This is a genomic window from Pseudomonas sp. AOB-7 (assembly GCF_003696305.1).
Taxonomy (GTDB): Bacteria; Pseudomonadota; Gammaproteobacteria; order Pseudomonadales; family Pseudomonadaceae; genus Aquipseudomonas.
Map to the genome: position 1 here is coordinate 710,176 of NZ_RFFK01000001.1, position 22,396 is coordinate 732,571.

The 22,396-nt window shown below is 67.8% G+C and carries 23 protein-coding genes; 11 read left to right on the forward strand and 12 right to left on the reverse strand.

Annotation, left to right across the window (positions count from 1 at the left end; all coding sequences use genetic code 11):
• Positions 1-31: 31 nt before the first annotated feature.
• The 4 genes from EA796_RS03395 to edd all read right to left on the reverse strand — a co-directional run bounded on the left by EA796_RS03395 (position 32) and on the right by edd (position 5,034).
• The gene (locus EA796_RS03395) at positions 32-1,441 is read right to left on the reverse strand and encodes an ATP-binding protein (RefSeq protein ID WP_218567624.1); all 1,410 of its coding nucleotides are present in this window, start codon (positions 1,439-1,441) and stop codon (positions 32-34) included.
• A gap of 19 nt (positions 1,442-1,460) precedes the next feature.
• Positions 1,461-2,186: a response regulator gene (locus EA796_RS03400; protein ID WP_021443528.1), complete on the reverse strand. Its 726-nt coding sequence runs from the start codon at positions 2,184-2,186 to the stop codon at positions 1,461-1,463.
• 71 nt (positions 2,187-2,257) lie between these two features.
• Positions 2,258-3,214 carry a glucokinase gene (locus EA796_RS03405; RefSeq protein WP_122107531.1) on the reverse strand — a complete coding sequence of 319 codons (957 nt, stop codon included), beginning with the start codon at positions 3,212-3,214 and terminating at the stop codon, positions 2,258-2,260.
• Complete coding sequence (gene edd, locus EA796_RS03410; protein WP_122107532.1) at positions 3,211-5,034, reverse strand: phosphogluconate dehydratase; 1,824 nt, start codon at positions 5,032-5,034, stop codon at positions 3,211-3,213. Before edd ends, EA796_RS03405 begins: the two co-directional genes overlap by 4 nt.
• Before the next feature lie 130 nt (positions 5,035-5,164).
• Between edd and gap the strand changes: the two genes are divergently transcribed.
• Together gap and EA796_RS03420 are read left to right on the forward strand one after the other, a co-directional pair.
• Positions 5,165-6,166, forward strand: a complete 1,002-nt coding sequence (gene gap / locus EA796_RS03415; protein WP_122107533.1) for a type I glyceraldehyde-3-phosphate dehydrogenase — start codon at positions 5,165-5,167, stop codon at positions 6,164-6,166.
• 13 nt (positions 6,167-6,179) lie between these two features.
• Positions 6,180-6,644, forward strand: a complete 465-nt coding sequence (locus EA796_RS03420; RefSeq protein WP_122107534.1) for a methylglyoxal synthase — start codon at positions 6,180-6,182, stop codon at positions 6,642-6,644.
• 22 nt (positions 6,645-6,666) lie between these two features.
• Here EA796_RS03420 and arfB read toward each other — a convergent pair whose 3' ends face one another.
• Positions 6,667-7,080, reverse strand: coding sequence for an alternative ribosome rescue aminoacyl-tRNA hydrolase ArfB (gene arfB, locus EA796_RS03425; RefSeq protein WP_021445455.1), 414 nt, complete (start codon positions 7,078-7,080; stop codon positions 6,667-6,669).
• Between the two features lie 129 nt (positions 7,081-7,209).
• On the opposite strand from arfB, the gene EA796_RS03430 reads away from it, so the two are divergent.
• Together EA796_RS03430 and EA796_RS03435 are read left to right on the forward strand one after the other, a co-directional pair.
• Positions 7,210-8,274 carry a metal-dependent hydrolase gene (locus EA796_RS03430; protein WP_122107535.1) on the forward strand — a complete coding sequence of 355 codons (1,065 nt, stop codon included), beginning with the start codon at positions 7,210-7,212 and terminating at the stop codon, positions 8,272-8,274.
• Between the two features lie 35 nt (positions 8,275-8,309).
• Positions 8,310-10,160, forward strand: a complete 1,851-nt coding sequence (locus tag EA796_RS03435) for an ABC transporter ATP-binding protein (RefSeq protein WP_122107536.1) — start codon at positions 8,310-8,312, stop codon at positions 10,158-10,160.
• 50 nt (positions 10,161-10,210) lie between these two features.
• Here EA796_RS03435 and EA796_RS03440 read toward each other — a convergent pair whose 3' ends face one another.
• Complete coding sequence (locus EA796_RS03440; RefSeq protein ID WP_178082529.1) at positions 10,211-11,551, reverse strand: DEAD/DEAH box helicase; 1,341 nt, start codon at positions 11,549-11,551, stop codon at positions 10,211-10,213.
• A 141-nt stretch (positions 11,552-11,692) separates the two neighbouring features.
• Here EA796_RS03440 and EA796_RS03445 point away from each other — a divergent pair, with 141 nt between their 5' ends.
• From EA796_RS03445 to EA796_RS03455, 3 genes are all read left to right on the forward strand, one after another.
• Complete coding sequence (locus tag EA796_RS03445; protein WP_122107537.1) at positions 11,693-12,994, forward strand: mechanosensitive ion channel family protein; 1,302 nt, start codon at positions 11,693-11,695, stop codon at positions 12,992-12,994.
• A gap of 54 nt (positions 12,995-13,048) precedes the next feature.
• Positions 13,049-13,456 carry an anti-virulence regulator CigR family protein gene (locus tag EA796_RS03450; RefSeq protein ID WP_122107538.1) on the forward strand — a complete coding sequence of 136 codons (408 nt, stop codon included), beginning with the start codon at positions 13,049-13,051 and terminating at the stop codon, positions 13,454-13,456.
• 99 nt (positions 13,457-13,555) lie between these two features.
• Positions 13,556-14,134, forward strand: a complete 579-nt coding sequence (locus EA796_RS03455) for a dihydrofolate reductase family protein (protein ID WP_021445461.1) — start codon at positions 13,556-13,558, stop codon at positions 14,132-14,134.
• Here EA796_RS03455 and rarD read toward each other — a convergent pair whose 3' ends face one another.
• From rarD to EA796_RS03475, 4 genes are all read right to left on the reverse strand, one after another.
• The gene (gene rarD / locus EA796_RS03460; RefSeq protein ID WP_021445462.1) at positions 14,135-15,028 is read right to left on the reverse strand and encodes an EamA family transporter RarD; all 894 of its coding nucleotides are present in this window, start codon (positions 15,026-15,028) and stop codon (positions 14,135-14,137) included.
• Positions 15,028-15,900 (reverse strand): carboxylate/amino acid/amine transporter, encoded by an 873-nt coding sequence (locus tag EA796_RS03465; RefSeq protein WP_122107539.1) that lies wholly within the window; start codon positions 15,898-15,900, stop codon positions 15,028-15,030. Before EA796_RS03465 ends, rarD begins: the two co-directional genes overlap by 1 nt.
• Positions 15,901-16,128: 228 nt before the next feature.
• Positions 16,129-16,728 carry an FMN-dependent NADH-azoreductase gene (locus EA796_RS03470; RefSeq protein ID WP_122107540.1) on the reverse strand — a complete coding sequence of 200 codons (600 nt, stop codon included), beginning with the start codon at positions 16,726-16,728 and terminating at the stop codon, positions 16,129-16,131.
• 135 nt (positions 16,729-16,863) lie between these two features.
• Positions 16,864-17,178 (reverse strand): hypothetical protein, encoded by a 315-nt coding sequence (locus EA796_RS03475; RefSeq protein ID WP_021445465.1) that lies wholly within the window; start codon positions 17,176-17,178, stop codon positions 16,864-16,866.
• Positions 17,179-17,262: 84 nt separating this feature from the next.
• Between EA796_RS03475 and EA796_RS03480 the strand changes: the two genes are divergently transcribed.
• The 3 genes from EA796_RS03480 to EA796_RS03490 are packed head-to-tail and all read left to right on the forward strand — an operon-like array spanning position 17,263 to position 19,557.
• A complete protein-coding gene (locus tag EA796_RS03480) occupies positions 17,263-18,189 on the forward strand; it encodes a LysR family transcriptional regulator (RefSeq protein WP_021445466.1) in 927 nt (308 codons plus the stop codon).
• A 10-nt stretch (positions 18,190-18,199) separates the two neighbouring features.
• Positions 18,200-18,997 (forward strand): alpha/beta fold hydrolase, encoded by a 798-nt coding sequence (locus EA796_RS03485; RefSeq protein ID WP_122107541.1) that lies wholly within the window; start codon positions 18,200-18,202, stop codon positions 18,995-18,997.
• A gap of 5 nt (positions 18,998-19,002) precedes the next feature.
• Positions 19,003-19,557, forward strand: coding sequence for a peptidylprolyl isomerase (locus EA796_RS03490; protein ID WP_122107542.1), 555 nt, complete (start codon positions 19,003-19,005; stop codon positions 19,555-19,557).
• 114 nt (positions 19,558-19,671) lie between these two features.
• On the opposite strand, the gene fpr is transcribed toward EA796_RS03490, so the two are convergent.
• Positions 19,672-20,451 carry a ferredoxin-NADP reductase gene (gene fpr / locus EA796_RS03495; protein WP_021445469.1) on the reverse strand — a complete coding sequence of 260 codons (780 nt, stop codon included), beginning with the start codon at positions 20,449-20,451 and terminating at the stop codon, positions 19,672-19,674.
• Between the two features lie 114 nt (positions 20,452-20,565).
• Here fpr and EA796_RS03500 point away from each other — a divergent pair, with 114 nt between their 5' ends.
• Positions 20,566-21,492, forward strand: a complete 927-nt coding sequence (locus tag EA796_RS03500) for a LysR family transcriptional regulator (protein WP_031303633.1) — start codon at positions 20,566-20,568, stop codon at positions 21,490-21,492.
• Between the two features lie 63 nt (positions 21,493-21,555).
• Here EA796_RS03500 and erdR read toward each other — a convergent pair whose 3' ends face one another.
• Complete coding sequence (gene erdR, locus EA796_RS03505) at positions 21,556-22,203, reverse strand: response regulator transcription factor ErdR (RefSeq protein WP_021445471.1); 648 nt, start codon at positions 22,201-22,203, stop codon at positions 21,556-21,558.
• Positions 22,204-22,396: the final 193 nt, after the last annotated feature.

Below are 22,396 nucleotides of genomic sequence, written 5' to 3' on the forward strand. Positions count from 1 at the left end.
TGCTCCCACAGGGCGGATCGCGGGGCGCACCCTACCTGGGCAAACTCAGGGTCACCCGCAGGCCGCCCTCGCGCAGGTTGCGCAGGCTCAGCTCGCCGCCGTGGCTGTGGGCGATATTGCGCGCGATGCCCAGGCCCAGGCCGTAGCCCTGCTGCTGCCCGGCCAGGCGGAAATGCGGCTCGAACACCTGCTCCAGGCGCTGTTCCGGCACCCCCGGGCCTTCGTCGTCGACGTGCAGGACGAAGGCCTGGCCGTCGTCCTCGATCTGCAGGTGGGCGCGCTCGCCGTATTTCAGTGCGTTGTCCACCAGGTTGCCAATGCAGCGCTTGAGCGCCAGCGGCTTGCCCGGATAGGGCGCCAGCGCGCTGCCGGCGAGCGTGACCCGACCGTTACCCAGGTAGGGCTCGACCACCCCGTGCAGCAGGTGATTGAGGTCGACCGGCTCGATGTTCTCGTGGATGTCGGTGTCCTTGACGCACTGCAGCGCGCCCTTGACCAGCATCTCCAGCTCGTCCAGGTCGCGGCCGAACTTGGCCTGCAGCACCTCGTCGTCGAGCAGCTCGACGCGCAGGCGCAGGCGGGTGATCGGCGTGCGCAAATCGTGGGAGATGGCGCTGAACAGCTGGCTGCGCTCGTTGAGGTAACGGCCGATGCGCTCGCGCATGGCGTTGAAGGCGCGGCTGACCTCGACCACCTCGCTGCCGCCAGCCTCGGCCAGCGGCTCGACCTCGCTGCCCAGCGACATTTCCCGCGCCGCCCGCGCCAGGCGTTTGAGCGGACGGCTCTGCCAGTGCACCAGAATGCCGATGAACAGCAGCAGAAAACTGCTGGTGAGGATGATGAACCACAGCTGCTGCGCCGGCAGGCCCTGCTGCTCCAGGCCGACATAGGGCTCGGGCAGCAAGGACGCCAGGTACAGCCATTCGCCCTCGGCGATCCGGATCTGCGTCACCAGTACCGGCGGATTGAGCGGCTCCAGGCTCAGCGCGTAGTGCGCCCAAGAACGCGGCAGCTCGTCGAGTTTCAGGCCGCTGTTGAAGATGCGCAGGTCCTCCGGGCTGACGAACTGCAGGGAGATGTCCAGGCCGCTGCCCAGACGCTCGCGCAGGGTGGCCTCGACCGCCTCGAGCACCGCGCGCTTGCGCGGCGTCGGCGGCAGCACCTGCATCTGCAGCGGCTTGTCGTTGAGCGAGACGAAGAAGCGCGTGCCGCCCATGTTGCGCAACTGGTCGAGCACCAGCGGCCGGTAGCCGATCGGCAGCGAGCGGAAGTAGCTGACGCTGGCGGCCATCGACTGCGCCAGGCTGCGCGCGCTGGTGAGCAGGCCCTCCATCTGGCTGGCGCGCAACTGCGAGACCCAGATGAAACTGGACAACGCCTGCGCCAGCAGCACCACCAGCAGGGTCAGCAGCAGCATGCGCCCGAGCAGCGAGCGCGGCACCGGCAACCAGCGCCGCCAGCTAGCCATGCTGCGCCGTCACCTGGGCCGCCAGCAGGTAGCCGCTGCCGCGCACGGTGCGGATCAGCCGCGGCGGCTTGTCGGTGTCGCGCAGGCGCTGGCGCAGGCGGCTGACCGCCATGTCGACGATGCGCTCGAGCGGCATCACCTCGCGGCCGCGGGTGGCGTTGCCGATGGTGTCGCGGTCGAGGATCTGCTGCGGGTGATCGAGAAACAGCTTGAGCAGGGCGAAGTCGGCGCCGGAGAGGATCACCTCCTCGCCATCGGCATGGAACAGGCGGTGGCTGACCATGTCCAGCCGCCACTGGTCGAAGGCCAGCACCTCGCCGCCCGCCACCTGGCTGAACTGTGCGCGACGCAGCAGCGCCTTGATCCGCGCCTGCAGCTCACGCGGGCTGAACGGCTTGCCCAGGTAGTCGTCGGCGCCCAGCTCCAGGCCGATCACCCGGTCGGCCTCGTCGGAGCTGGCGGTGAGCATGATGATCGGCACCAGGGCGAAACGCTGGTGTTCGCGCACCCAGCGGCACAGGCTGAAGCCGTCCTCGTCGGGCAGCATCACGTCGAGAATCACCAGGTCGGCCGGTTCGGCACACAGCGCCTGGCGAAAGCCGGCACCGTCGCAGGCGGCGCGCACGGCGAAGCCGGCGCGGCTCAGGTAGGTCTGTAGCAGGTCGCGAATCTCCGCGTCGTCATCGACCAGGAGAATGGATTTTCCGGGCTGGCTCATAGTCCGCCGTCCTTATTGTCGTAGGGTGCGCCGTGCGCACCAGATCGCAGAAGCGGTGCGCATGGCGCACCCTACCCCGCTGCCTGCTGCAGCGCCACGCCGGCGCCCATCAGGCCGGGGTATTCGGCGGTCACCAGCCAGGCCGGGATGCCGTCGAAGTAATGGCTCATGCAGCCCTTGTCGCGCAGCGCCGCGGCGAAGCCGCTGGCCAGAAACAGCTCGGCGAAACGCGGCACCACGCCGCCGACCACATAGACCCCGCCGCGCGCGCCGAGGCTGAGCACCAGGTTGCCGGCGGCGCGACCGAGCCAGACGCTGAACTGCTCGATCACCGCGCCGGCCAGCGCATCGCCGGCCAGCGCCGCCGCCGTCACCTCGGCCGGCGAGGCCAGGCGCGGCTCGGCGCCGTCCAGCTGGCATAGCGCCCGGTACAGCAGCAGCAGACCGCCGCCGCTGAGCACGTCTTCGGCGCGCACATGGCCGAGCTGGCGATACAGCAGCTGCCACAGCTCGGCCTCGCGCGGCGTGGCGATGGGCAGGTCGACGTGCCCACCCTCCCCCGGCAGCGCCTGCCAGCCGCCGCCGGCCGTGGCCAGCAGGGTGCCGACGCCGAGGCCGGTGCCGGGGCCGATCACCACGCAGGGGCGCCCGGCCTGCGCCTGGCCGGGGCAGATCGGCCGACGCTCGTCCTCGCGCAGGCGGGTCATGCCCAGGGCCATGGCGGAGAAGTCGTTGATCAGCAGCAGCTCGCGCACCTGCAAGTCGCGGCAGAACGCGCTGCGGCTGAGGCGCCAGTGGTTGTTGGTGAAGCGGAACTCGTCGCCGCCGACCGGCCCGGCGCAGGCCAGGCACACCGAGTCCACCGCGCCCAGCGGCAGCTCCAGGCCCTGCAGGTAGGCGCGAATGGCCGCCTCGGGGGTCGGATAATCGGCGGTGGCCAGCACCCTCACGCTATCGAGCTGCGCGTCGCGCCACAGGGCGAAGCGCGCGTTGGTGCCGCCGATATCGCCTACCAGCGCCAGCTTCACGTCAGCGACTCCAGGCTGGCGGTGAAGGCGCTGGCGCCCTGCTCGGCGCTGCTGAAGTTGTGCCGCATAAAGGCGAACAGCTCGCGCCCGCAGCCCGCTGCCGGCGCCGGCGCAGCGGCCAGTTCGCGCGCCGCCAGCTCGGCCGCGTCGACCTTCAGCAGCAGGTCGCCGCTGTGGCCGTCGAGGCGAATGATGTCGCCGTCGCGCACCCGCGCCAGCGGGCCGCCGTCGAAGGCCTCGGGACAGACATGAATGGCCGCCGGGATCTTGCCCGAGGCGCCGGACATGCGCCCGTCGGTGACCAGCGCCACCTTGAAGCCGCGGTCCTGCAGCACGCCGAGATAGGGGGTCATCTTGTGCAGCTCGGGCATGCCGTTGCTGCGCGGGCCCTGGAAACGCACCACGGCGACGAAATCGCGCTCCAGCTGGCCGGCCTTGAACGCCTCGACCAGCTCCAGCTGATCCTCGAACACCAGCGCCGGCGCCTCCACCAGCTGATGCTCGGGGGCCACCGCGGAGACCTTCATCACCCCGCGGCCGAGGTTGCCCTGCATCAGGCGTAGGCCGCCCTCCGGCGAGAAGGGCCGCGCCACCGGGCGCAGCACGCTCTCCTCCAGGCTCTTGCTGGGGCCGTCGCGCCAGACCAGCTGGCCGTCGTCGAGGAAGGGCTCGCGGGTGTAGCGCGACAGGCCGCGGCCGGCCACGGTGTTGACCTCCTCGTGCAGCAGGCCGGCCGCGAGCAGCTCGCGAATCAGCAGGGCCATGCCGCCGGCGGCCTGGAAGTGGTTGATGTCGGCCTTGCCGTTGGGATAGACGTGGGCCAGGGTCGGCACCACCTCGGAGAGCTCGGCCATGTCCTGCCAGGTCAGCAGGATGCCGGCGGCGCGGGCGATGGCCGGCATATGCAAGGTATGGTTGGTCGAACCGCCGGTGGCGTGCAGGGCGACGATGGAGTTGACCAGGCAGCGCTCGTCGACGATCTCGCCGATCGGCATGAACTGGCCGCTCTGTTTGGTCAGGCGGGTGACCTGGCGCGCCGCCTCGCGGGTCAGCGCCTCGCGCAGCGGCGTACCGGGGTTGATGAAGGAGGCGCCCGGCAAGTGCAGGCCCATCACCTCCATCAGCAGCTGGTTGGTGTTGGCGGTGCCGTAGAAGGTGCAGGTGCCCGGGCCGTGGTAGGCGGCCATCTCCGCCGCCAGCAGCTCGTCGCGGCTGGCCTTGCCCTCGGCGTAGCGCTGGCGCACGTCGGCCTTTTCCTTGTTGGACAGTCCCGAAGTCATGGGGCCGGCCGGCACGAACAGCGACGGCAGGTGGCCGAAGCGCAGCGCCCCCATCAGCAGGCCGGGGACGATCTTGTCGCACACGCCCAGGTACAGCGCGGCGTCGAACATGTTGTGCGACAGCGCCACGGCGGTGGACATGGCGATCACCTCGCGGCTTGCGATGCCCAGCTCCATGCCCGGCTCACCCTGGGTGACGCCGTCGCACATGGCCGGCACACCGCCGGCGAACTGGCCCACCGAGCCGAGCTCGCGCAGGGCCTGCTTGATCTGCTCGGGAAACTGCTCGTAGGGCTGGTGCGCCGAGAGCATGTCGTTGTAAGCAGAAACTATGGCCACGTTGGCCGCGTCCATCAGGCGCAGGGTCTGCTTGTCGTGGCCGCTGCAACCGGCCACGCCATGGGCGAAATTGGCGCACTGCAGCTTGCCGCGCTGCGGCCCTTCGCTGGCAGCCGCGCGGATCATCGCCAGGTAACGCTGGCGGGTGGCGCGGCTGCGCTCGATCAGGCGGTCGGTGACTTCAACAACGCGGGGGTGCATGGGGGTCTCCAGGCTAGCAGCTAGCGTCTGTTTGTAGTTTTAACAAAATACTGCCATTCAAAAGGCTTGATTTCTAGTCTCATGCGAATAATCTTGTAATTCCAACAACAAAATCACGAGAACCCTCACCATGACCCTGCGAATCGCCATCAATGGTTTTGGCCGTATCGGCCGCAACGTACTGCGCGCACTCTATACCGAGGATTATCGCCAGCATTTGCAGGTGGTGGCGATCAACGATCTGGGCGACAGCGCCATGAACGCCCACTTGCTGCGCCACGACAGCGTACACGGCCCCTTCGCCGGCGAGGTGGTGGCCGATGGCGAGAGCCTGTGGGTCAACGGCGACCGCATCGCCGTCAGCGCCATCCGCAACCCGGCCGAACTGCCCTGGAAAGCCCACCAGGTGGACGTGGTGTTCGAATGTACCGGGCTGTTCACCGAGCGCGACAAGGCCGCCGCCCATCTCGCCGCCGGTGCGCGCAAGGTGCTGATCTCGGCGCCGGCCAAGGGCGCCGATGCCACCCTGGTGTACGGGGTCAACGAAGGCGTGCTGACGCCGGCCATGCAGATCCTCTCCAACGCCTCCTGCACCACCAACTGCCTGGCGCCGGTGGCTCAAGTGCTGCACCGCGAGCTGGGCATCGAGCAGGGGCTGATGACCACCATCCACGCCTACACCAATGACCAGAACCTCTCCGACGTCTACCACAGCGACCCCTACCGCGCCCGCTCGGCCACCCAGTCGATGATCCCGACCAAGACCGGCGCCGCCGAAGCGGTCGGCCTGGTGCTGCCGGAGCTGGCCGGCAAGCTCACCGGCATGGCCGTCAGGGTGCCGGTGATCAACGTGTCGCTGGTTGACCTGACCCTGCAGCTCAAGCGCGAGACCAGCGCCGAGGAGGTCAACGCCCTGCTCAAGGCCGCCAGCGAACAGTCGCCGGTCTTGGGCTACAACAGCCTGCCGCTGGTGTCCTGCGACTTCAACCACAACCCGCTGTCGTCGATCTTCGACGCCAACCACACCAAGGCCAGCGGCAAGCTGCTCAAGGTGATGGCCTGGTACGACAACGAATGGGGCTTCTCCAACCGCATGCTGGACAACTGCCGGGCCCTGGCGCGGCTGATGTGACCGAGGAATGCCGATGAGCCGTATCAGCTTCACCAGCGCCAGCCTGCCGGCGCGCAAACGCATCGCTCTGGTGGCCCACGACCACTGCAAGGGCTTTCTCCTCGACTGGTGCGAACGCCAGCGCGACAAGCTGGCGCATCACGAGCTGCTCGCCACCGGCACCACCGGCCTGCTGCTGAGCAAGCGCCTGGGGCTGCCGGTGGAAAGCATGATCAGCGGCCCGCTGGGCGGCGACCAGCAGCTCGGCGCGCGCATCGCCGAGCAGCGCGTGGACATTCTGGTGTTCTTCTGGGACCCCTTCGAGCCGCAGCCGCACGACCCGGACATCAAGGCGCTGCTGCGCGTCGCCGCGGTGTGGAACATCCCGGTGGCGTGCAACGAGAGCAGCGCCGACTACCTGCTCAGCAGCAGCCTGCTGGAGCAGCAGCACGAGTACCGCATTCCCGACTATCAGGCCTATCTGGCCAGGCGCGGTTGAAGCAAGCGCGCACCACGACGGACTAGAAATCCACCCGCCCCCGCCCCGCCTTGATCGCCCCGCGCTTGCTCTTGCCGTCCAGGCGGCGCTGCTTCGAGCCCAGGGTCGGCTTGGTCGGGCGGCGCTTCTTCTCGGTCTTGCCGGCGCTGCGAATCAGCTCGGCCAGACGCTCGAGGGCATCGGCGCGGTTCTGCTCCTGGGTGCGGTACTGCTGCGCCTTGATGATCACCACCCCGTCCGCGGTGATGCGGCTGTCGGCCAGCGCCAGCAGGCGCTCCTTGTAGAACGGCGGCAAGGACGAGGCCTGGCTGTCGAAGCGCAGGTGCACGGCGCTGGACACCTTGTTGACGTTCTGCCCGCCGGCGCCCTGGGCGCGAATGGCGCTCAGCTCGATTTCCTCGAGCGGCAGGTGGACGGCGTTGGAGACGATCAGCATGGCTTGGATCCGCGAGATTCAGGCCGTCAGGATAGCCGCTGACGCTGTAACCTTTGCTTGAAATTTCTCCGCGGCATTCGGCCACGGCCTCGGCTAACGTAGCGACCTGCCCTCACGCGAGCTCAACTGATGGATTCGATCACCCAAGCCGTACTCGGCGCCAGCATCCAGGGCGCCCTGCTCGGCCGCTGGCAGGGGCGCAAGGCGCTGCTGTACGGCGCCATGCTCGGCACCCTGCCGGATCTCGACGTGGTCATCGACTACGGCGATGCCGTGGCGGACATGACCTACCACCGCGGCTTCAGCCATTCGCTGTTCGTCCTCAGCGGTCTGGCCCTGCTGTTGACCTGGCTGGCCAGGCGTTTTCGGCCTCACCCCGGCTATTCGGGGCGGCGCCTGCTGCTCACCGTTTGGCTGATTCTGTTCACCCACCCCGTGCTGGACGCCTTCACCAGCTACGGCACCCAGCTGTTCTGGCCGCTGATGCCGATTCCCACCGCCTGGTCCAGCCTGTTCATCATCGACCCGCTGTATACCCTGCCACTGCTGGTTGCGGTCGTGGTCGGCCTGTTCAACGGCTTGCGCGAACAGGCCTGGCGGGTGCCGGCCGTGGCCCTGGCGCTGTCCACGCTCTATATCGGTTTCAGCCTGGCCGGCAAATACATGGCCGAGCAGCGGGTGGAGGCCGAACTGGCGCGCCAGGGCATCGTCGCCGAGCAGCTGTTCATCACCCCGACGCCGCTCAACAGCCTGCTGTGGCGGGTCATAGTGCTGGACGGCGAGCACTACCACGAAGCCCTGGTCGGCTGGTTCGACGACGCTCCGCCGCAGCTGCAGCGCCTGCCGCGCGGCACACAGCTGCGCGAGCAGTTGCTCGACTCGCCCGCGCACCAGCGCCTGGCCTGGTTCACCGACGGCGTGCTGCGCTACGACCAGATCGGCGACCGCCTGATCGTCACCGACCTGCGTCTGGGCATGACCGGCTTCCACCCCTTCCGCTTCGACTTCGCCCGCCTGCAGGACGGCCAGTGGCAGGTGCACCGGCACATCGAGCGGCTGCCCTTCGAGCGCGGCGAACCCGAGCACCTGCTGGTGCTGCTCAAGCGCATCTGGCAGCCGCAGCTGCCCGTTCCGCTACTGGCCTGGGCCGGCGAACTGGAGAAACCCCTGCTAAGTGAGACGGGCTCGCGCTAACATCGAGCCCTCTTCATCAAGGCAGGATGCCTGCGATGCTGTTCCGCCGTTTCGAGTCGCTGATCGACGCCTTCAAACCCAGCCCGGACGTGCAGCCGCCCGCCGGGCTGGTGCGCTTCTACCTGCACTACCTGCGCCAGGTCTGGCCGCTGATGCTGGCCCTGTTGGTGATGGGCTTCTTCGCCGCGGTGATCGAGGTGGCGCTGTTCGAGTTCCTCGGCCGCCTGATCGACATGGCGCAACGCACGCCGAGCGCCGAGTTCTTCCAGCAGTACCGCGGCGAGCTGCTGTGGATGCTGCTGGTGGCGCTGCTCCTGCGCCCGCTGGTGTTCGGCCTGCACGATCTGCTGGCCAACCAGGCGGTCAACCCGGGGCTGACCAACCTGATCCGCTGGCAGAACCACCGCTACGTGCTCAAGCAGAGCCTGAGCTTCTTCCAGAACGACTTCGCCGGGCGTATCGCCCAACGCATCATGCAGACCGGGCCGAGCCTGCGCGAGTCGGCCATGCAGCTGGTCGACGCGCTGTGGTTCGTGGTGGTCTACGCCGGCAGCGCGCTGTACCTGTTCGCCGCCGCGGATGTGCGTCTGATCCTGCCGCTGCTGGCCTGGATCGTCGGCTACTGCCTGCTGCTGCGCCATTTCGTGCCGCGCATCAAGCAGCGCTCGGCCGCCGCCTCGGCGGCGCGCTCGAAGGTCATGGGCCGGGTGGTGGACGGCTACAGCAACGTGATGACGCTCAAGCTGTTCGCCCACACCCGCGAGGAGGAAGGCTACGCCCGCGAGGCCATGCAGGAGCTGCTGGACAAGGTGCACCAGCAGACCCGCACCGTGACCCTGCTCGACGTCAGCATCACCAGCCTCAACGGCGTGCTGATCGTCGCCACCGGCGCCCTGGCGCTGTGGCTGTGGAGCCTGGGGTCGATCAGCACCGGCGCCATCGCCCTGGCGCTGGGCCTGGTGCTGCGCATCAACAACATGGCCGAGTGGGTGATGTGGGTGGTCAACGGCATCTTCGAGAACGTCGGCACCGTGCAGGACGGCATGCACACCATAGTCCAGCCGCGTCAGGTGCTCGACCGGGAGGGCGCCCAGCCGCTGCGGGTGGAGCGCGGCGAGGTGCGTTTCGAGGACATCCACTTCCACTACGGCAAGGCCGGCGGGGTGATCGCCGGGCTCAGCCTGAACGTGCGCGCCGGCGAGAAAATCGGCCTGGTCGGGCCGTCCGGCGCCGGCAAGTCGACCCTGGTCAACCTGCTGCTGCGCCTGTACGACCTGGAGAGCGGACGCATCCTGGTCGATGGCCAGGACATCGCCGCGGTGAGCCAGGAGAGCCTGCGCGCGCAGATCGGCATGGTCACCCAGGACACCGCCCTGCTGCACCGCTCGATCCGCGACAACCTGCGCTACGGCCGCCCGGACGCCAGCGAGGCGCAGTTGCTGGAGGCGGCGCACAAGGCCCGCGCCGACACCTTCATTCCGCAACTGGACGACGGCCAGGGCGGCCGCGGCATGGACGCCCAGGTCGGCGAGCGCGGGGTCAAGCTGTCCGGCGGTCAGCGCCAGCGCATCGCCATCGCCCGCGTGCTGCTCAAGGACGCGCCGATCCTGGTGCTGGACGAAGCCACCTCGGCGCTGGATTCGGAAGTCGAGGCGGCGATCCAGGACAGCCTGGACGAGCTGATGCAGGGCAAGACGGTGATCGCCATCGCCCATCGCCTGTCGACCATCGCGCGCATGGATCGCCTGGTGGTGATCGACCAGGGGCGCATCGTCGAGAGCGGCAGCCACGCCGAGCTGGTCGCCCGCGGCGGCCTGTATGCGCGCCTGTGGCAGCACCAGACCGGCGGCTTCGTCGGGGTGGATGACCCCGTGGGAGGGGCTTGAGCCGCGACTAGCCGCTAAAGCGCCACCCACAGCATGGCATTCCTGCCCGGTTACTCCGCCGCCGGCTTCTTGCGCTTGAGCGGCGCCAGGCCGTCCTCGCTGACCAGCGCCGAGGGCTTGCCGGCCGGGCGCGGGCCGGACTTGCGCTTGGGCGCAGCCTTCTTGGCGTCCTTGTCGGTCTTTTTCTTCTTGCTGCCGGCGGCCTTGCCCGAGGCCTTGAGGTTCTTCGGCCCCTGGTAGCTGCCCTTGAGCTCCTTGACGGTGCGCCGCTCGAAACGCTGCTTGAGGTAGCGCTCGATGCTCGACATCAGGTTCCAGTCGCCGTGGCAGATCAGCGAAATCGCCAGCCCTTCGCCGCCGGCGCGGCCGGTGCGGCCGATGCGGTGCACGTACTCGTCGCCGGAGCGCGGCATGTCGAAGTTGATCACCAGGTCCAGACCGTCGACGTCCAGGCCGCGGGCGGCCACGTCGGTGGCCACCAGCACCTTGACCGCGCCCTGGCGCAGGCGCTCGATGGCCAGCTTGCGGTCCTTCTGGTCCTTCTCGCCGTGCAGCACGAAGGCCTTGACCCCGGCCGCCACCAGCTTGCCGTAGAGGCGGTCGGCCTGCACCCGGGTGTTGGTGAAGACGATGGCCTTGTCATAGGTCTCGTTGGCCAGCAGCCAGTCGACCAGCTGTTCCTTGTGATGGTTGTGGTCGGCGGTGATGATCTGCTGGCGGGTGCCCTCGTTGAGCTGACTGACGCTGTTGAGCATCAGGTGCTGCGGCGCCTTGAGCACCTTGGCGACCATCTCGCGCAGGCCATTGCCGCCGGTGGTGGCGGAAAACAGCAGGGTCTGGTGCGGCCCGCAGGCTTCGGCCAGGCGCTGGGCGTCCTCGGCGAAGCCCATGTCGAGCATGCGGTCGGCCTCGTCGAACACCAGCACCTCGACCTCGTTCAGCGGCAGGTTGCCGGCGTTGGCATGTTCGATCAGGCGCCCCGGGGTGCCGATCAGGATGTCGATCTTGCGCATCATCGCGGCCTGCACCTTGAAGTCCTCGCCGCCGGTGACCAGGCCGGCCTTGAGGAAGGTGAACTGGGCGAAGCGCTCGACTTCCTTCAGCGTCTGCTGGGCCAGCTCGCGGGTCGGCAGCAGGATCAGCGCCCGGATGCTCACGCGCTGCTGCGAGTTGCCATCACCGAGCAGGCGGTTGAGCAGCGGCAGGACGAAGGCGGCGGTCTTGCCGCTGCCGGTCTGGGCGATCACCCGCAGATCCTTGCCCTCCAGCGCAGGCGGAATCGCTGCCGCCTGCACCGGGGTGGGCTCGACGAAATTAAGCTCGGCCACGGCTTTCAGCAGGCGTTCATGCAGGGCGAATTGGGCAAACACGGGGGCACTACCTCGAAAAATCGACAAAACGGTGCATAGCCTAACGGTTTCCGCCGCCGCGGCCGAATTTCTTTGCAACGCGGCGCCGCCGAGGTTGCGAACCCATGCCATGGGGATGGTCTAATTGGCCCCTTCCCGAGCATCGACAGGTAGTTTTCGCCCATGGATACGGATCAGCTGCTGAGCCAGGCCGAGCAACTCTGGAACCACTTCGACCAGTACCCCTGGCTGGGCGCCATCACCGGCCTGCTGGTGCTGCTGCTGGTGGCGCTGCTGGCCGGACGCCTGGCGCGCTTTCTGATCCTGCATGCGAGCAAGCTGCTGGCACGCCAGCCGGCGCTGTTCTGGCTGGAGGACCTGCGCCACAACAAGGTGTTCAACCGCCTGGCGCAGATGGTGCCGTCGCTGCTGGTGCAGTTCGGCCTGGTGCTGGTGCCGGAGCTGAGCGACAAGGCCGAGCACTTCCTGCGCAACCTGGCCCTGGCCTTCACCCTGCTGTCGCTGACCCTGGCCCTCAGCGCCCTGCTCAACGCCCTGCTCGACCTCTACGCACGCACCCCGCACGCGCGCACCCGCTCGATCAAGGGCTACGTGCAGCTGGCCAAGATGCTGCTGTACGTGTTCGCCGCCATCGTCATAGTCGCCACCCTGATCGACCGCTCGCCGCTGCTGCTGCTGTCCGGCCTCGGCGCGATGTCGGCGGTGATCCTGCTGGTGTACAAGGACACCCTGCTGTCCTTCGTCGCCGGCGTGCAGCTGACCAGCAACGACTCGCTGCGCGTCGGCGACTGGATCGAGATGCCCCAGGTCGGCGCCGACGGCGACGTGGTGGACATCAGCCTGCACACGGTCAAGGTGCAAAACTTCGACAAGACCATCGTCTCCATTCCCACCTGGCGGCTGATGGCCGAGTCGTTCAAGAACTGGCGCGGCATGACCCAGGCCGGCGGCCGGCGGATCAAGCGCAGCCTGCACCTGGACGCCGGCCTGGTGCGCTTTCTCGACGCCGCCGAGGAACAGCGCCTGGCCGGCGTGCGCCTGCTCACCGACTATCTCGGCCACAAGCAGGCCGAGCTGCGCCAGTGGAACGCCGAGCACAAGGCCGAGAACGGCCCCTCGGCCAACCGCCGGCGCATGACCAATATCGGTACCTTCCGCGCCTACGCCGAGGCCTACCTGAAGAGTCACCCGCAGATCCGCCAGGACATGACCTGCATGGTGCGCCAGCTGCAACCCGGCGCCGAAGGCATCCCGCTGGAGATCTACTGCTTCACCGGCACCACCAACTGGCTGGAGTACGAACGCATCCAGAGCGACATCTTCGACTACCTGCTGGCCCTGCTGCCGGAGTTCGACCTGGCGCTGTACCAGCAGCCGGCCGGCAACGACCTGCGCCAGGGCCTGCAGGCGCTGAGTCAAAGACTGCCGTCACAATCGCCAACGGCGCCGACGCCGGAGGCTTGAACCGCCCCGGCCGCGGCGTTCTAATCGGCACACCCCTTTGCTGGAGCCCTACCCATGCCTGCCATAACCCGAACTCCCCTCGCGCTCGGCCTCAGCCTGCTGCTGGTCGCCTCGCCACTGCTGGCCAGCCCGCCGCCGGGCAAGGGCAAGCATGGCGGCGGCCACGACGAGGTGCAGATCGACCTGCGTGGCCCGACCGTGGATATCGGCCAGGTGCGCATCGTGCTCGGCGACAACCGCCAGCTGATCGGCCCGACCTCCGCCCTGCCGCCCGGCATCGCCAAGAACCTGGCCCGCGGCAAGCCGCTGCCGCCGGGCATCGCCAAGAACTTCGACAGCCGTCTGTCGGCGCGCCTGCCCTATTACGAGGGTTACGAGTGGAAACAGGTGGGCCGCGACGTGGTGCTGGTGGCAATCGCCACCGGGATCGTCTATGAGGTATTGAGGAACGTGCTGGACTAAACCAGAGCCCCGGGCGCCGCCGACCAGCGGTCGCGGCGCCCGCCGAACTTGTCGCCTACGCATCGCTCCAATGCTAAGACGCTTTGTTGCGGAGGCATGATGAACCCCTCGCTGATCTACCACGTCACCTCAAGCCTCGATGGCTATATCGCCCGCCCCGATGGTCGCCTCGACTGGTTCGAAGCCCAGCGCCAACCGGACGAGGAATACAGCTTCCAGTACTTCTACTCCAGCATCGACGCCCTGCTGATGGGCCGCGGCACCTACGAGGCGCTGCTCAAGCGCGGTGGGCCCTGGCCCTATCCGGGCAAGCCCTGCGTGGTGCTCACCCGCTCCCAGTTGCCGCGTGCAGCGACCGAGGTGCAGCTGACCCACTGCACGCCGGGGCAGGCTGTGGCGGCGCTGAAGGAAGCCAAGTTCCAGCGCATCTGGCTGGTCGGCGGCAGCTCCCTGGCGGGCACCTGCTACACCGCCGGCCTGCTCGACGAGGTGGTGATCAACCTGGTGCCGCACCTGCTCGGCGCCGGCATTCCGCTGCTGGCCAGCGGCATGGAGCGCAGCCTGGTGCTGAGCGACCAGCGGCGCTTCAACAGCGGCACGGTGCAGCTGCACTACCAGGTGAAGAAGCAGGCCAGCCAGCCGACGCAGATTCCCATGCCGCGCAGCAGCGCCGCCTGATCAGTGCCCGCGCTGCTGCTTGCGCAGCAGCCGGGCGCTATCCCAACCGACCAGCAGCACCGCCAGCCAGATCGGCAGGTAGGTCAGCCATTGCCCGGCATCGAAGGACTCGCCGAGCACCAGCAGGGCCACGCCGAACAGCAGCACCGGCTCGACGTAACTGAGGATGCCGAACAGCCCCAGCGGCAGCAGGCGGCTGGAAGCCATCATCGCGGCGAAGGCCAGGGTGCCGATCAGCGCCATGCCGGGCACCAGCAGCCAGAGCGCGGCCCGCTCCTCGAAGGCGCCCACCGGGGCGTAAGCGACGATCAGCCAGATCGCCAAGGGCGCCAGCATCAGCATCTCCAGCACGAAGCCTGACAGCGCGTCCAGGCGCATCCAGCGGCGCAGCATGAAATACGGCGGGTAGCCCAGCGCAGTGACCAGGGTCAGCCAGGAGAACGCCTGGCTGCGCCACAGTTCGTGCAGCACGCCGAGCACGGCGCAGGCCACCGCCAGTTGCTGCAGCGGGCGCAGGCGTTCGTCGTAGAACAGCCGCCCGGCCAGGACCATGGCCAACGGCAGGAGGAAGTAGCCCAGCGACACCTCAAGCATGCGCCCGGCCAATGGCGCCCAGAGAAACAGCCCCCACTGCACGCCGATCAGCACCGCCGCCAGCGGCCAGGCGGCCAGCAGCAACGGCTCGCGGCGCAGGCGGGCGAAGGTCTCGCGCAGCAGCGCCCCCTGGCGGGTCAGCAGCACCAGCAACAGCACCACCGGAATCGACCAGAGCACGCGCTGGGCGAAGATCTGGATGCCGTCCAGCGGCGCCAGCAGTTGCACGTAGCCGGGCAGCACGGCGAACAGCAGCGAGGCGCCCACCGACAGCGCCACCCCACGCCCGGACAGGTGCATCAGGCCACCCTGCCCTGCAGTAGCCGCGCCCGGCCGAGGCCGGCCAGCGGCAGCGAGGCGACGATCACCGCACCGCCCAGGGCCAGGCGCAGCAGATCGGCGTCATGGTTCCAGATCAGCAGATTGACCAGCAAGCCGGCCGGCACCAGTGCATTGTTCATCACCGCCAGGGTGCCGCCGTCGACCAGGCTGGCGCCCTGGTTCCACCAGTACAGCCCCAGGCCCGAGGCCACCACGCCGAGCCAGGCGAGCACACTCCACTGCAGCAGCGTGCTCGGCAGGCGCTCGGCATTGCCCAGCAGCAGGAAGGCCGGCAACGCCACCAGCAGCGCGCCCAGGTAGAAGAAGCCGAAACGCCGGTACTGCGGCTCGCTGGAGGGGTGGCGCAACAGCAGGTGCTTGTACAGCACCTGGCCGGCGGCGAAGGTGAAGTTGGCCAGTTGCAGCAGCAGAAAGCCGAGCAGGAACCCCTTGCTGACGCCGTCGTAGCGGATGATCCCGGCGCCCAGCACCGCCACCAGCGCGGCGAGCAGCGCCCAGGGGTTGAAGCGGCGATTGAGGGCGTCCTCGATCAGGGTCACGTGCAGCGGCGTGAGGATGGTGAACAGCAGCACCTCGGGCACCGTCAGCAGGTTGAAGCTCAGGTACAGACAGACATAGGTGACGCCGAACTGCAACGCACCGATCAGCAGCATGCCGCGCACGAAGGCCGGCGCCTGGCCGCGCCAGCGGGTCAGCGGCACGAACAGCAGCCCGGCGATGAGGATGCGGCTGAGCACGGCGAAGTAGCTGTCGACCGCCCCGGCCAGGTACTCGCCGATCAGGCTGAAGGAGAAGGCCCACAGCAGGGTCACAATCAGCAGGTAGCGCACGGCGAGCTCCAGGCAACTAAGGCGGCGACCTTAGCGCGTTCGCCCATGCCGGACAATCCGTCGCTGCGGCCTCAGCCGCGAACAGGGTGGACTGCGGTCGCAATCCGGGAGGATCCGCGTGAATGTCTCCGGTTTTGCCCCGGATCAGACGAAAAAGCCGGCCCGCACCCTCGGGCACCGGCCGGCGAACGCGCCCGGATGCGGGCGCTCAGGAGAGTGGAGTCGCGATCAGGCCACGGCCGCCAGCTTGGCCTTGGCCTGGGCCAGCCCCTTGGCACTGAACTCGCTGCCCAGGTTTAGGCCTTCGGCGTGGATGAACTGCACCTCGTGGATGCCGATGAAGGCCAGCGCCTGGCGCAGGTAGGGTTCCTGGTGATCCAGGCCGCTGCCGGCGTAGATGCCGCCGCGGGCGGTGAGGACGAAGGCGCGCTTGCCACTGAGCAGGCCCTGCGGGCCGGTTTCGCTGTACTTGAAGGTGACCCCGGCGCGCAGCACGTGGTCCAGCCAGGCTTTCAGGGTACTGGGGATGGCGAAGTTGTACATGGGCGCAGCCAGCACCAGCACGTCGGCGGCCAGCAGCTCGTCGGTGAGCTGGTTGGAGCGTGCCAGCGCGGCCTTCTCCGCCTCGCTCTGCTGCTCGGTCGGGGTCATCCAGCCGCCCAGCAGGGTGGCGTCCAGGTGCGGCACCGGCTCGGCGGCCAGGTCGCGTACCTGGATCTGGTCGGCGGGATGGGCGGCCTGCCAGTTGGCGATGAACTGCTGGGTCAGCTCGCGGGACACCGAGCCTTGTTGACGGGCGCTGCTTTCGATAACCAGAACACGGGACATGTTTGAGACTCCATCGAGGTGGGTAGAGATCGATGGAGCAGAGATTAGAGTCGCAACTATCGATTAAAAAGCGCAAATATCCGCTTACATATATCGACAAAGTTGATTTATCTACGACCCGGCACTAGGCTCTGCTTACTTGAGGCCACAGGTCAGGCTGACACGCAGGCGAATCACGCTGCGGGTGAACTTGACCGTCAGATTGGTGTTCGCCCCCGGCGCCAGCGCGGCCCGACGGGTCCGCGGCGCTTCGGGGCCGTTGCGGAACACCGCGGTGCATTCGGCCTCGCTCTGACCATAGTTGTAGAGCATCAGCGCCGCCATGTTGTGGTCGATCTCCTGGGTGCTGGCGGACACCTCGGCACCGTTGAGCTGCTTGTCCAGCTCAATGGGGTAGGCATGGGCGCCCAGCGGCAACAGGACGAACAGCAGGCAGCAGAGTTTTTTCATCGACGCTCTCCAACGGGGAAGCGCCAGTGTAGGTGGATATCGCCGGCGATAGAACCCGTTTGCCGGCAGAGACAGGACAAAGCAATGAAGGCTCCCCGTGTAACCCTGGATCAATGGCGCACCCTACAGGCGGTGGTCGACCAGGGCGGCTTCGCCCAGGCCGCCGAGGTGCTGCACCGCTCGCAATCCTCGGTCAGCTACACCGTGGCGCGCATGCAGGAGCAGCTCGGCGTGCCGCTGCTGCGCATCGACGGGCGCAAGGCGGTGCTCACCGAGGCCGGCGACGTGCTGCTGCGCCGTTCGCGGCAACTGGTCAAGCAGGCCAGCCAGCTGGAAGACCTGGCCCACCATATGGAGCAGGGCTGGGAAGCCGAGGTGCGCCTGGTGGTGGACGCCGCCTACCCCACCGCCAATATCGTCCGCGCGCTGTCGGCCTTCATGCCGCAGAGCCGCGGCTGCCGCGTGCGCCTGCGCGAGGAGGTGCTGTCCGGCGTCGAGGAGGTGCTGCTCGAAGGCTCCGCCGACCTGGCCATCAGCGCCCTCAACATCACCGGCTACCTGCCGCAGGAACTGGGCGAGGTGGAATTTATCGCCGTGGCCCATCCGGAACATGCCCTGCACCGCCTGCAGCGCGAGCTGAGCTTCCAGGACCTGGAAACCCAGATGCAGGTGGTGATCCGCGACAGCGGCCGGGTGCAGCCGCGCGACAGCGGCTGGCTCGGTGCCGAACAACGCTGGACCGTCGGCAGCCTGTCCACCGCGCGCACCTTCGTCGGCAGCGGCCTGGGCTTCGCCTGGCTGCCGCGCCACCTGATCGCCCGCGAGCTGGACGAGGGCTTGCTCAAGCCGCTGCCGCTGGCCCAGGGCGGCACGCGCAAGCCGCGCTTCTTCCTCTACAGCAACAAGGAACGGGTGCTCGGCCCGGCCACGCAGATTCTCATCGAGCTGATCAAGAACTTCGACGCCGCCCCCCTGGATGCCGCCTTCGCCGCCCCACAGTCGCCCAACTGAGACCCCGGCCATGCCCTACTTCGACAACGACGGTTGCCAGCTGCACTACGAGGACTACGGCCACGGCGCGCCGCTGCTGCTGGTGCACGGCCTGGGCTCGAGCACCCGCGACTGGGAGTACCAGATTCCCGTGCTCAGCCAGCACTACCGCGTGCTGGCGCTCGACGTGCGCGGCCATGGCCGCTCGGACAAACCGCGCGAGACCTATCGCATCGCCGATTTCGCCGATGACGTGGCCGCGCTGATCGAGCACCTGCAACTGCCGCCGGTGCACCTGGTGGGCATTTCCATGGGCGGCATGATCGGCTTCCAGCTCGGCGTCGACCGCCCGGAGCTGCTGCGCAGCCTGACCATAGTCAACAGCGGCCCGGAGGTGAAGGCGAAAAGCCCGCGCGACTGGCTGGAAATCGGCAAGCGCTGGACGCTGTCGCGCCTGCTCAGCCTGGAGACCATCGCCAAGGCCCTGGGCAAGCTGCTGTTCCCCAGGCCGGAGCAGGCCGAACTGCGACGCAAGATCGAAGAGCGCTGGCCGCAGAACGACAAGCGCGCCTACCTGGCCAGCCTCGACGCCATCATCGGCTGGGGCGTGCGGGAACGCCTGAGCCGCATCACCTGTCCTACCCTGGTGATCAGCGCCGACCGCGACTACACCCCGGTCGAACGCAAGCGCGAGTACGTCGCCGAAATGCCCGACGCGCGCCTGCTGGTGATCGAAAATTCGCGCCACGCCACCCCGCTGGATCAACCCGAACGCTTCAACAGCGCCCTGCTCGCCTTTCTCGAAGAAACCGCCAACAAGGAAAACTGACCATCATGCTCAAGCAACTCGCCTTCGCCGCCTGTTCCCTGCTGCTCTCCACCAGCCTGCTGGCGGCGGACAATCCCAAGGTGCTGCTGACCACCAGCCTCGGCGAGATCGAGGTGGAGCTGGCCGCCGACAAGGCGCCGATCAGCACCGCCAACTTCCTCAAGTACGTCGACAGCGGCTTCTACGCCGGCACCCAGTTCCACCGGGTGATCCCCGGCTTCATGGTCCAGGGCGGCGGCTTCGATGCGCAGATGCAGCAGAAGGACACCGACACGCCGATCAAGAACGAAGCCGACAACGGCCTGCACAACGTGCGCGGCACCCTGGCCATGGCCCGTACCCAGGTACGCGACTCGGCCACCAGCCAGTTCTTCATCAACCACAAGGACAACACCTTCCTCGACCACGGCTCGCGCGACTTCGGCTACGCGGTGTTCGGCAAGGTGACCCGCGGCATGGAGGTGGTGGACAAGATCGCCCAGGTGCCCACCGCCAACCGCGGCATGCACCAGAACGTGCCGCGCGAGCCGGTGCTGATCCTCGAGGCCAAGCGTCTGTAACGCCGCCGGGGGCCATCCCCGGGCTTCCATGAAGGTTTGGTGCGCACGACGCACCCTACGGCCCTACAACGACAAAGCCGCCCAATGGGCGGCTTTGTCGTTTTCGCTGCGGTCTTACTTCTCGACGAAGGCGCGCTCGATCAGGTAGTCGCCCGGCTCACCCATGCGCGGGGAGATCTTCAGGCCGAAGCCGTCGAGCACTTCGCTGGTCTCGTCGAGCATGCTCGGGCTGCCGCAGATCATCGCGCGGTCGTCCTGCGGGTTGATCGGCGGCAGGCCGATGTCGGCGAACAGCTTGCCGCTGCGCATCAGGTCGGTCAGGCGGCCCTGGTTCTCGAACGGCTCGCGGGTCACGGTCGGGTAGTAGATCAGCTTGCCCTTGAGCGCCTCGCCGAAGAACTCGTTCTGCGGCAGGTGCTCGGTGATGAACTCGCGGTAGGCCACCTCGTTCACGTAGCGCACGCCGTGCACCAGGATCACCTTGTCGAAACGCTCGTAGGTTTCCGGGTCCTGGATCACGCTCATGAACGGCGCCAGGCCGGTGCCGGTGGACAGCAGGTAGAGGTGCTTGCCCGGCAGCAGGTCGTCGAGCACCAGGGTGCCGGTGGGCTTCTTGCTGATGACGATCTCGTCGCCTTCCTTGAGGTGCTGCAGCTGCGAGGTCAGCGGGCCGTCCGGCACCTTGATGCTGAAGAACTCCAGGTGCTCCTCGTAGTTCGGGCTGGCGATGGAGTAGGCGCGCATCAGCGGACGACCGTTGGGCTGCTGCAGGCCGATCATGACGAACTGGCCGTTCTCGAAGCGCAGGCCCGGGTCGCGGGTGCACTTGAAGCTGAACAGGGTGTCGTTCCAGTGGTGGACGCTGAGCACACGCTCGACGTTCATATTGCTCATGCGGACTTCCTCGCGCGGACGGGAACCAAAAAAGACGAATTGCGCGGCATTCTAGGCGGGCGCAGAATATCTGTTAAGTGGATTATCAAGATATAGGTTATCGGTTATATCGATATGCGATTTACTCTCAGACAACTCCAGGTCTTCGTCGCCGTGGCCCAGCAGGAAAGCGTCTCGCGCGCGGCCGAGTCGCTGGCGCTGTCGCAATCGGCCACCAGCACCTCGCTGACCGAGCTGGAGCGCCACTCCGACTGTCAGCTGTTCGACCGCGCCGGCAAGCGCCTGGCGCTCAACGCCCTGGGTCGCCAGTTGCTGCCGCAGGCGGTGGCGCTGCTCGACCAGGCGCGCGAGATCGAACGCCTGCTCGGCGGCAAGAGCGGCTTCGGCTCGCTCAACGTCGGCGCCACCCTCACCGTGGGCAACTACCTGGCCACCCTGCTGATCGGCAGTTTCATGCAACGCCACCCCGAATGCCGGGTGAAGCTGCAGGTGCACAACACCGCCCACGTGGTGCAGCAGATCGCCCACTACGAGCTGGACCTGGGCCTGATCGAAGGCGACTGCCAGCATCCGGACATCGAGGTGCAGCCCTGGGTGGAGGACGAACTGGTGGTGTTCTGCGCGCCGCAGCATGCCCTCGCCGCGCGCGGCACGGCGACGCTGGAGGAGCTCACGCACGAGGCCTGGATTCTCCGCGAGCAGGGCTCGGGCACCCGCCTGACCTTCGACCAGGCCATGCGCCATCACCCGCGCAGCCTGAACATCCGCCTGGAGCTGGAACACACCGAGGCGATCAAACGCGCGGTGGAGTCGGGCCTGGGCATCGGCTGCATCTCGCGCCTGGCGCTGCGCGACGCCTTCCGCCGCGGCAGCCTGGTGCCGGTGGAGACGCCGCAGCTGGATCTGCGCCGGCAGTTCTACTTCATCTGGCACAAGCAGAAGTACCAGACCGCGGCCATGCGCGAGTTTCTCGAACAGTGCCGCGCGCTCACCGTCGGGGTGGCGCGCAGCGATCAGATCGTCCTGCCGTCGATTGCCTAGGGTGGACATGCCGCAAGCTTGTCCACCGTCTTACACGGCGAACGCTTGCGCCCGCCCGGGCCATTAACCCGGAATCGACTCCATCTGCTGCAGCAGCAGCGCCGCCTGGGTGCGGGTGCGCACCCCGAGCTTGCGGAAGATGGCGGTGACGTGGGCCTTGACCGTGGCCTCGGAGACGCTCAGTTCATAGGCGATCTGCTTGTTCAGCAGGCCTTCGCAGACCATGGTCAGCACGCGGAACTGCTGCGGCGTCAGGCTGGCCAGGCCGGCGCTGGCGGCCTTGGCCTCGGCCGACACCGGCGCGCCCTCCTCGGCCAACGGCGGCCACCAGGTATCGCCGTCGAGCACCTGGCGCACGGCCTGCTGGATGGTTTCCAGCGGGCTGGACTTGGGGATGAAGCCGCTGGCGCCGAACTCGCGGGAGCGGTTGACCACCGAGGCCTCCTCCTGCGCGGAGATCATCACCACGGGAATCTGCGGGTATTGCCCGCGCAGCAGCACCAGACCGGAGAAGCCGTAGGCGCCGGGCATGTTGAGGTCGAGCAGAACCAGGTCCCAGTCGCTCTTGGCGGCCAGGTGGCCTTCCAGCTCGGCGATGCTGGCGGCTTCCACCAGCCGCACCTCGGGCCCCAGGCCCAGGGTCAGGGCTTGCTGCAGGGCGCTGCGAAACAACGGATGGTCGTCGGCAATCAGGATTTCGTAGGCGGCCATTGGCAGATCCTGTTCTTGTTATGAGTGCACTGCATTGATTATGGCAGCGCCTGGCGCCGCACGACCCGCTCAAGCCCGCGCACTCGACGTGGCAGGCTCCCCACACGGAGCGACGGCGGCGCCCAGCATGCCGAGCCGTGACGGGGTGGTCAAGCGCCGCGCTTTGCGGCACGATTCGCCGCTTTGCCCGCCG

What these genes read in the sequence shown, in the direction of transcription:
- arfB (WP_021445455.1), bottom strand. Translation starts at nt 7,080, where the DNA reads ATGCTGATCGTCTCCAACGCCGTCCACCTGCCGCTCGAGGAAATCGAG.
- EA796_RS03450 (WP_122107538.1), top strand. Translation starts at nt 13,049, where the DNA reads ATGCCTGCCATAACCCGAACTCCCCTCGCGCTCGGCCTCAGCCTGCTG.
- rarD (WP_021445462.1), bottom strand. Translation starts at nt 15,028, where the DNA reads ATGCACCTGTCCGGGCGTGGGGTGGCGCTGTCGGTGGGCGCCTCGCTG.
- EA796_RS03480 (WP_021445466.1), top strand. Translation starts at nt 17,263, where the DNA reads ATGAAGGCTCCCCGTGTAACCCTGGATCAATGGCGCACCCTACAGGCG.
- EA796_RS03445 (WP_122107537.1), top strand. Translation starts at nt 11,693, where the DNA reads ATGGATACGGATCAGCTGCTGAGCCAGGCCGAGCAACTCTGGAACCAC.
- EA796_RS03470 (WP_122107540.1), bottom strand. Translation starts at nt 16,728, where the DNA reads ATGTCCCGTGTTCTGGTTATCGAAAGCAGCGCCCGTCAACAAGGCTCG.
- EA796_RS03500 (WP_031303633.1), top strand. Translation starts at nt 20,566, where the DNA reads ATGCGATTTACTCTCAGACAACTCCAGGTCTTCGTCGCCGTGGCCCAG.
- erdR (WP_021445471.1), bottom strand. Translation starts at nt 22,203, where the DNA reads ATGGCCGCCTACGAAATCCTGATTGCCGACGACCATCCGTTGTTTCGC.
- EA796_RS03490 (WP_122107542.1), top strand. Translation starts at nt 19,003, where the DNA reads ATGCTCAAGCAACTCGCCTTCGCCGCCTGTTCCCTGCTGCTCTCCACC.
- gap (WP_122107533.1), top strand. Translation starts at nt 5,165, where the DNA reads ATGACCCTGCGAATCGCCATCAATGGTTTTGGCCGTATCGGCCGCAAC.
- EA796_RS03435 (WP_122107536.1), top strand. Translation starts at nt 8,310, where the DNA reads ATGCTGTTCCGCCGTTTCGAGTCGCTGATCGACGCCTTCAAACCCAGC.
- EA796_RS03475 (WP_021445465.1), bottom strand. Translation starts at nt 17,178, where the DNA reads ATGAAAAAACTCTGCTGCCTGCTGTTCGTCCTGTTGCCGCTGGGCGCC.
- EA796_RS03485 (WP_122107541.1), top strand. Translation starts at nt 18,200, where the DNA reads ATGCCCTACTTCGACAACGACGGTTGCCAGCTGCACTACGAGGACTAC.
- edd (WP_122107532.1), bottom strand. Translation starts at nt 5,034, where the DNA reads ATGCACCCCCGCGTTGTTGAAGTCACCGACCGCCTGATCGAGCGCAGC.
- EA796_RS03455 (WP_021445461.1), top strand. Translation starts at nt 13,556, where the DNA reads ATGAACCCCTCGCTGATCTACCACGTCACCTCAAGCCTCGATGGCTAT.
- EA796_RS03420 (WP_122107534.1), top strand. Translation starts at nt 6,180, where the DNA reads ATGAGCCGTATCAGCTTCACCAGCGCCAGCCTGCCGGCGCGCAAACGC.
- EA796_RS03430 (WP_122107535.1), top strand. Translation starts at nt 7,210, where the DNA reads ATGGATTCGATCACCCAAGCCGTACTCGGCGCCAGCATCCAGGGCGCC.
- fpr (WP_021445469.1), bottom strand. Translation starts at nt 20,451, where the DNA reads ATGAGCAATATGAACGTCGAGCGTGTGCTCAGCGTCCACCACTGGAAC.
- EA796_RS03400 (WP_021443528.1), bottom strand. Translation starts at nt 2,186, where the DNA reads ATGAGCCAGCCCGGAAAATCCATTCTCCTGGTCGATGACGACGCGGAG.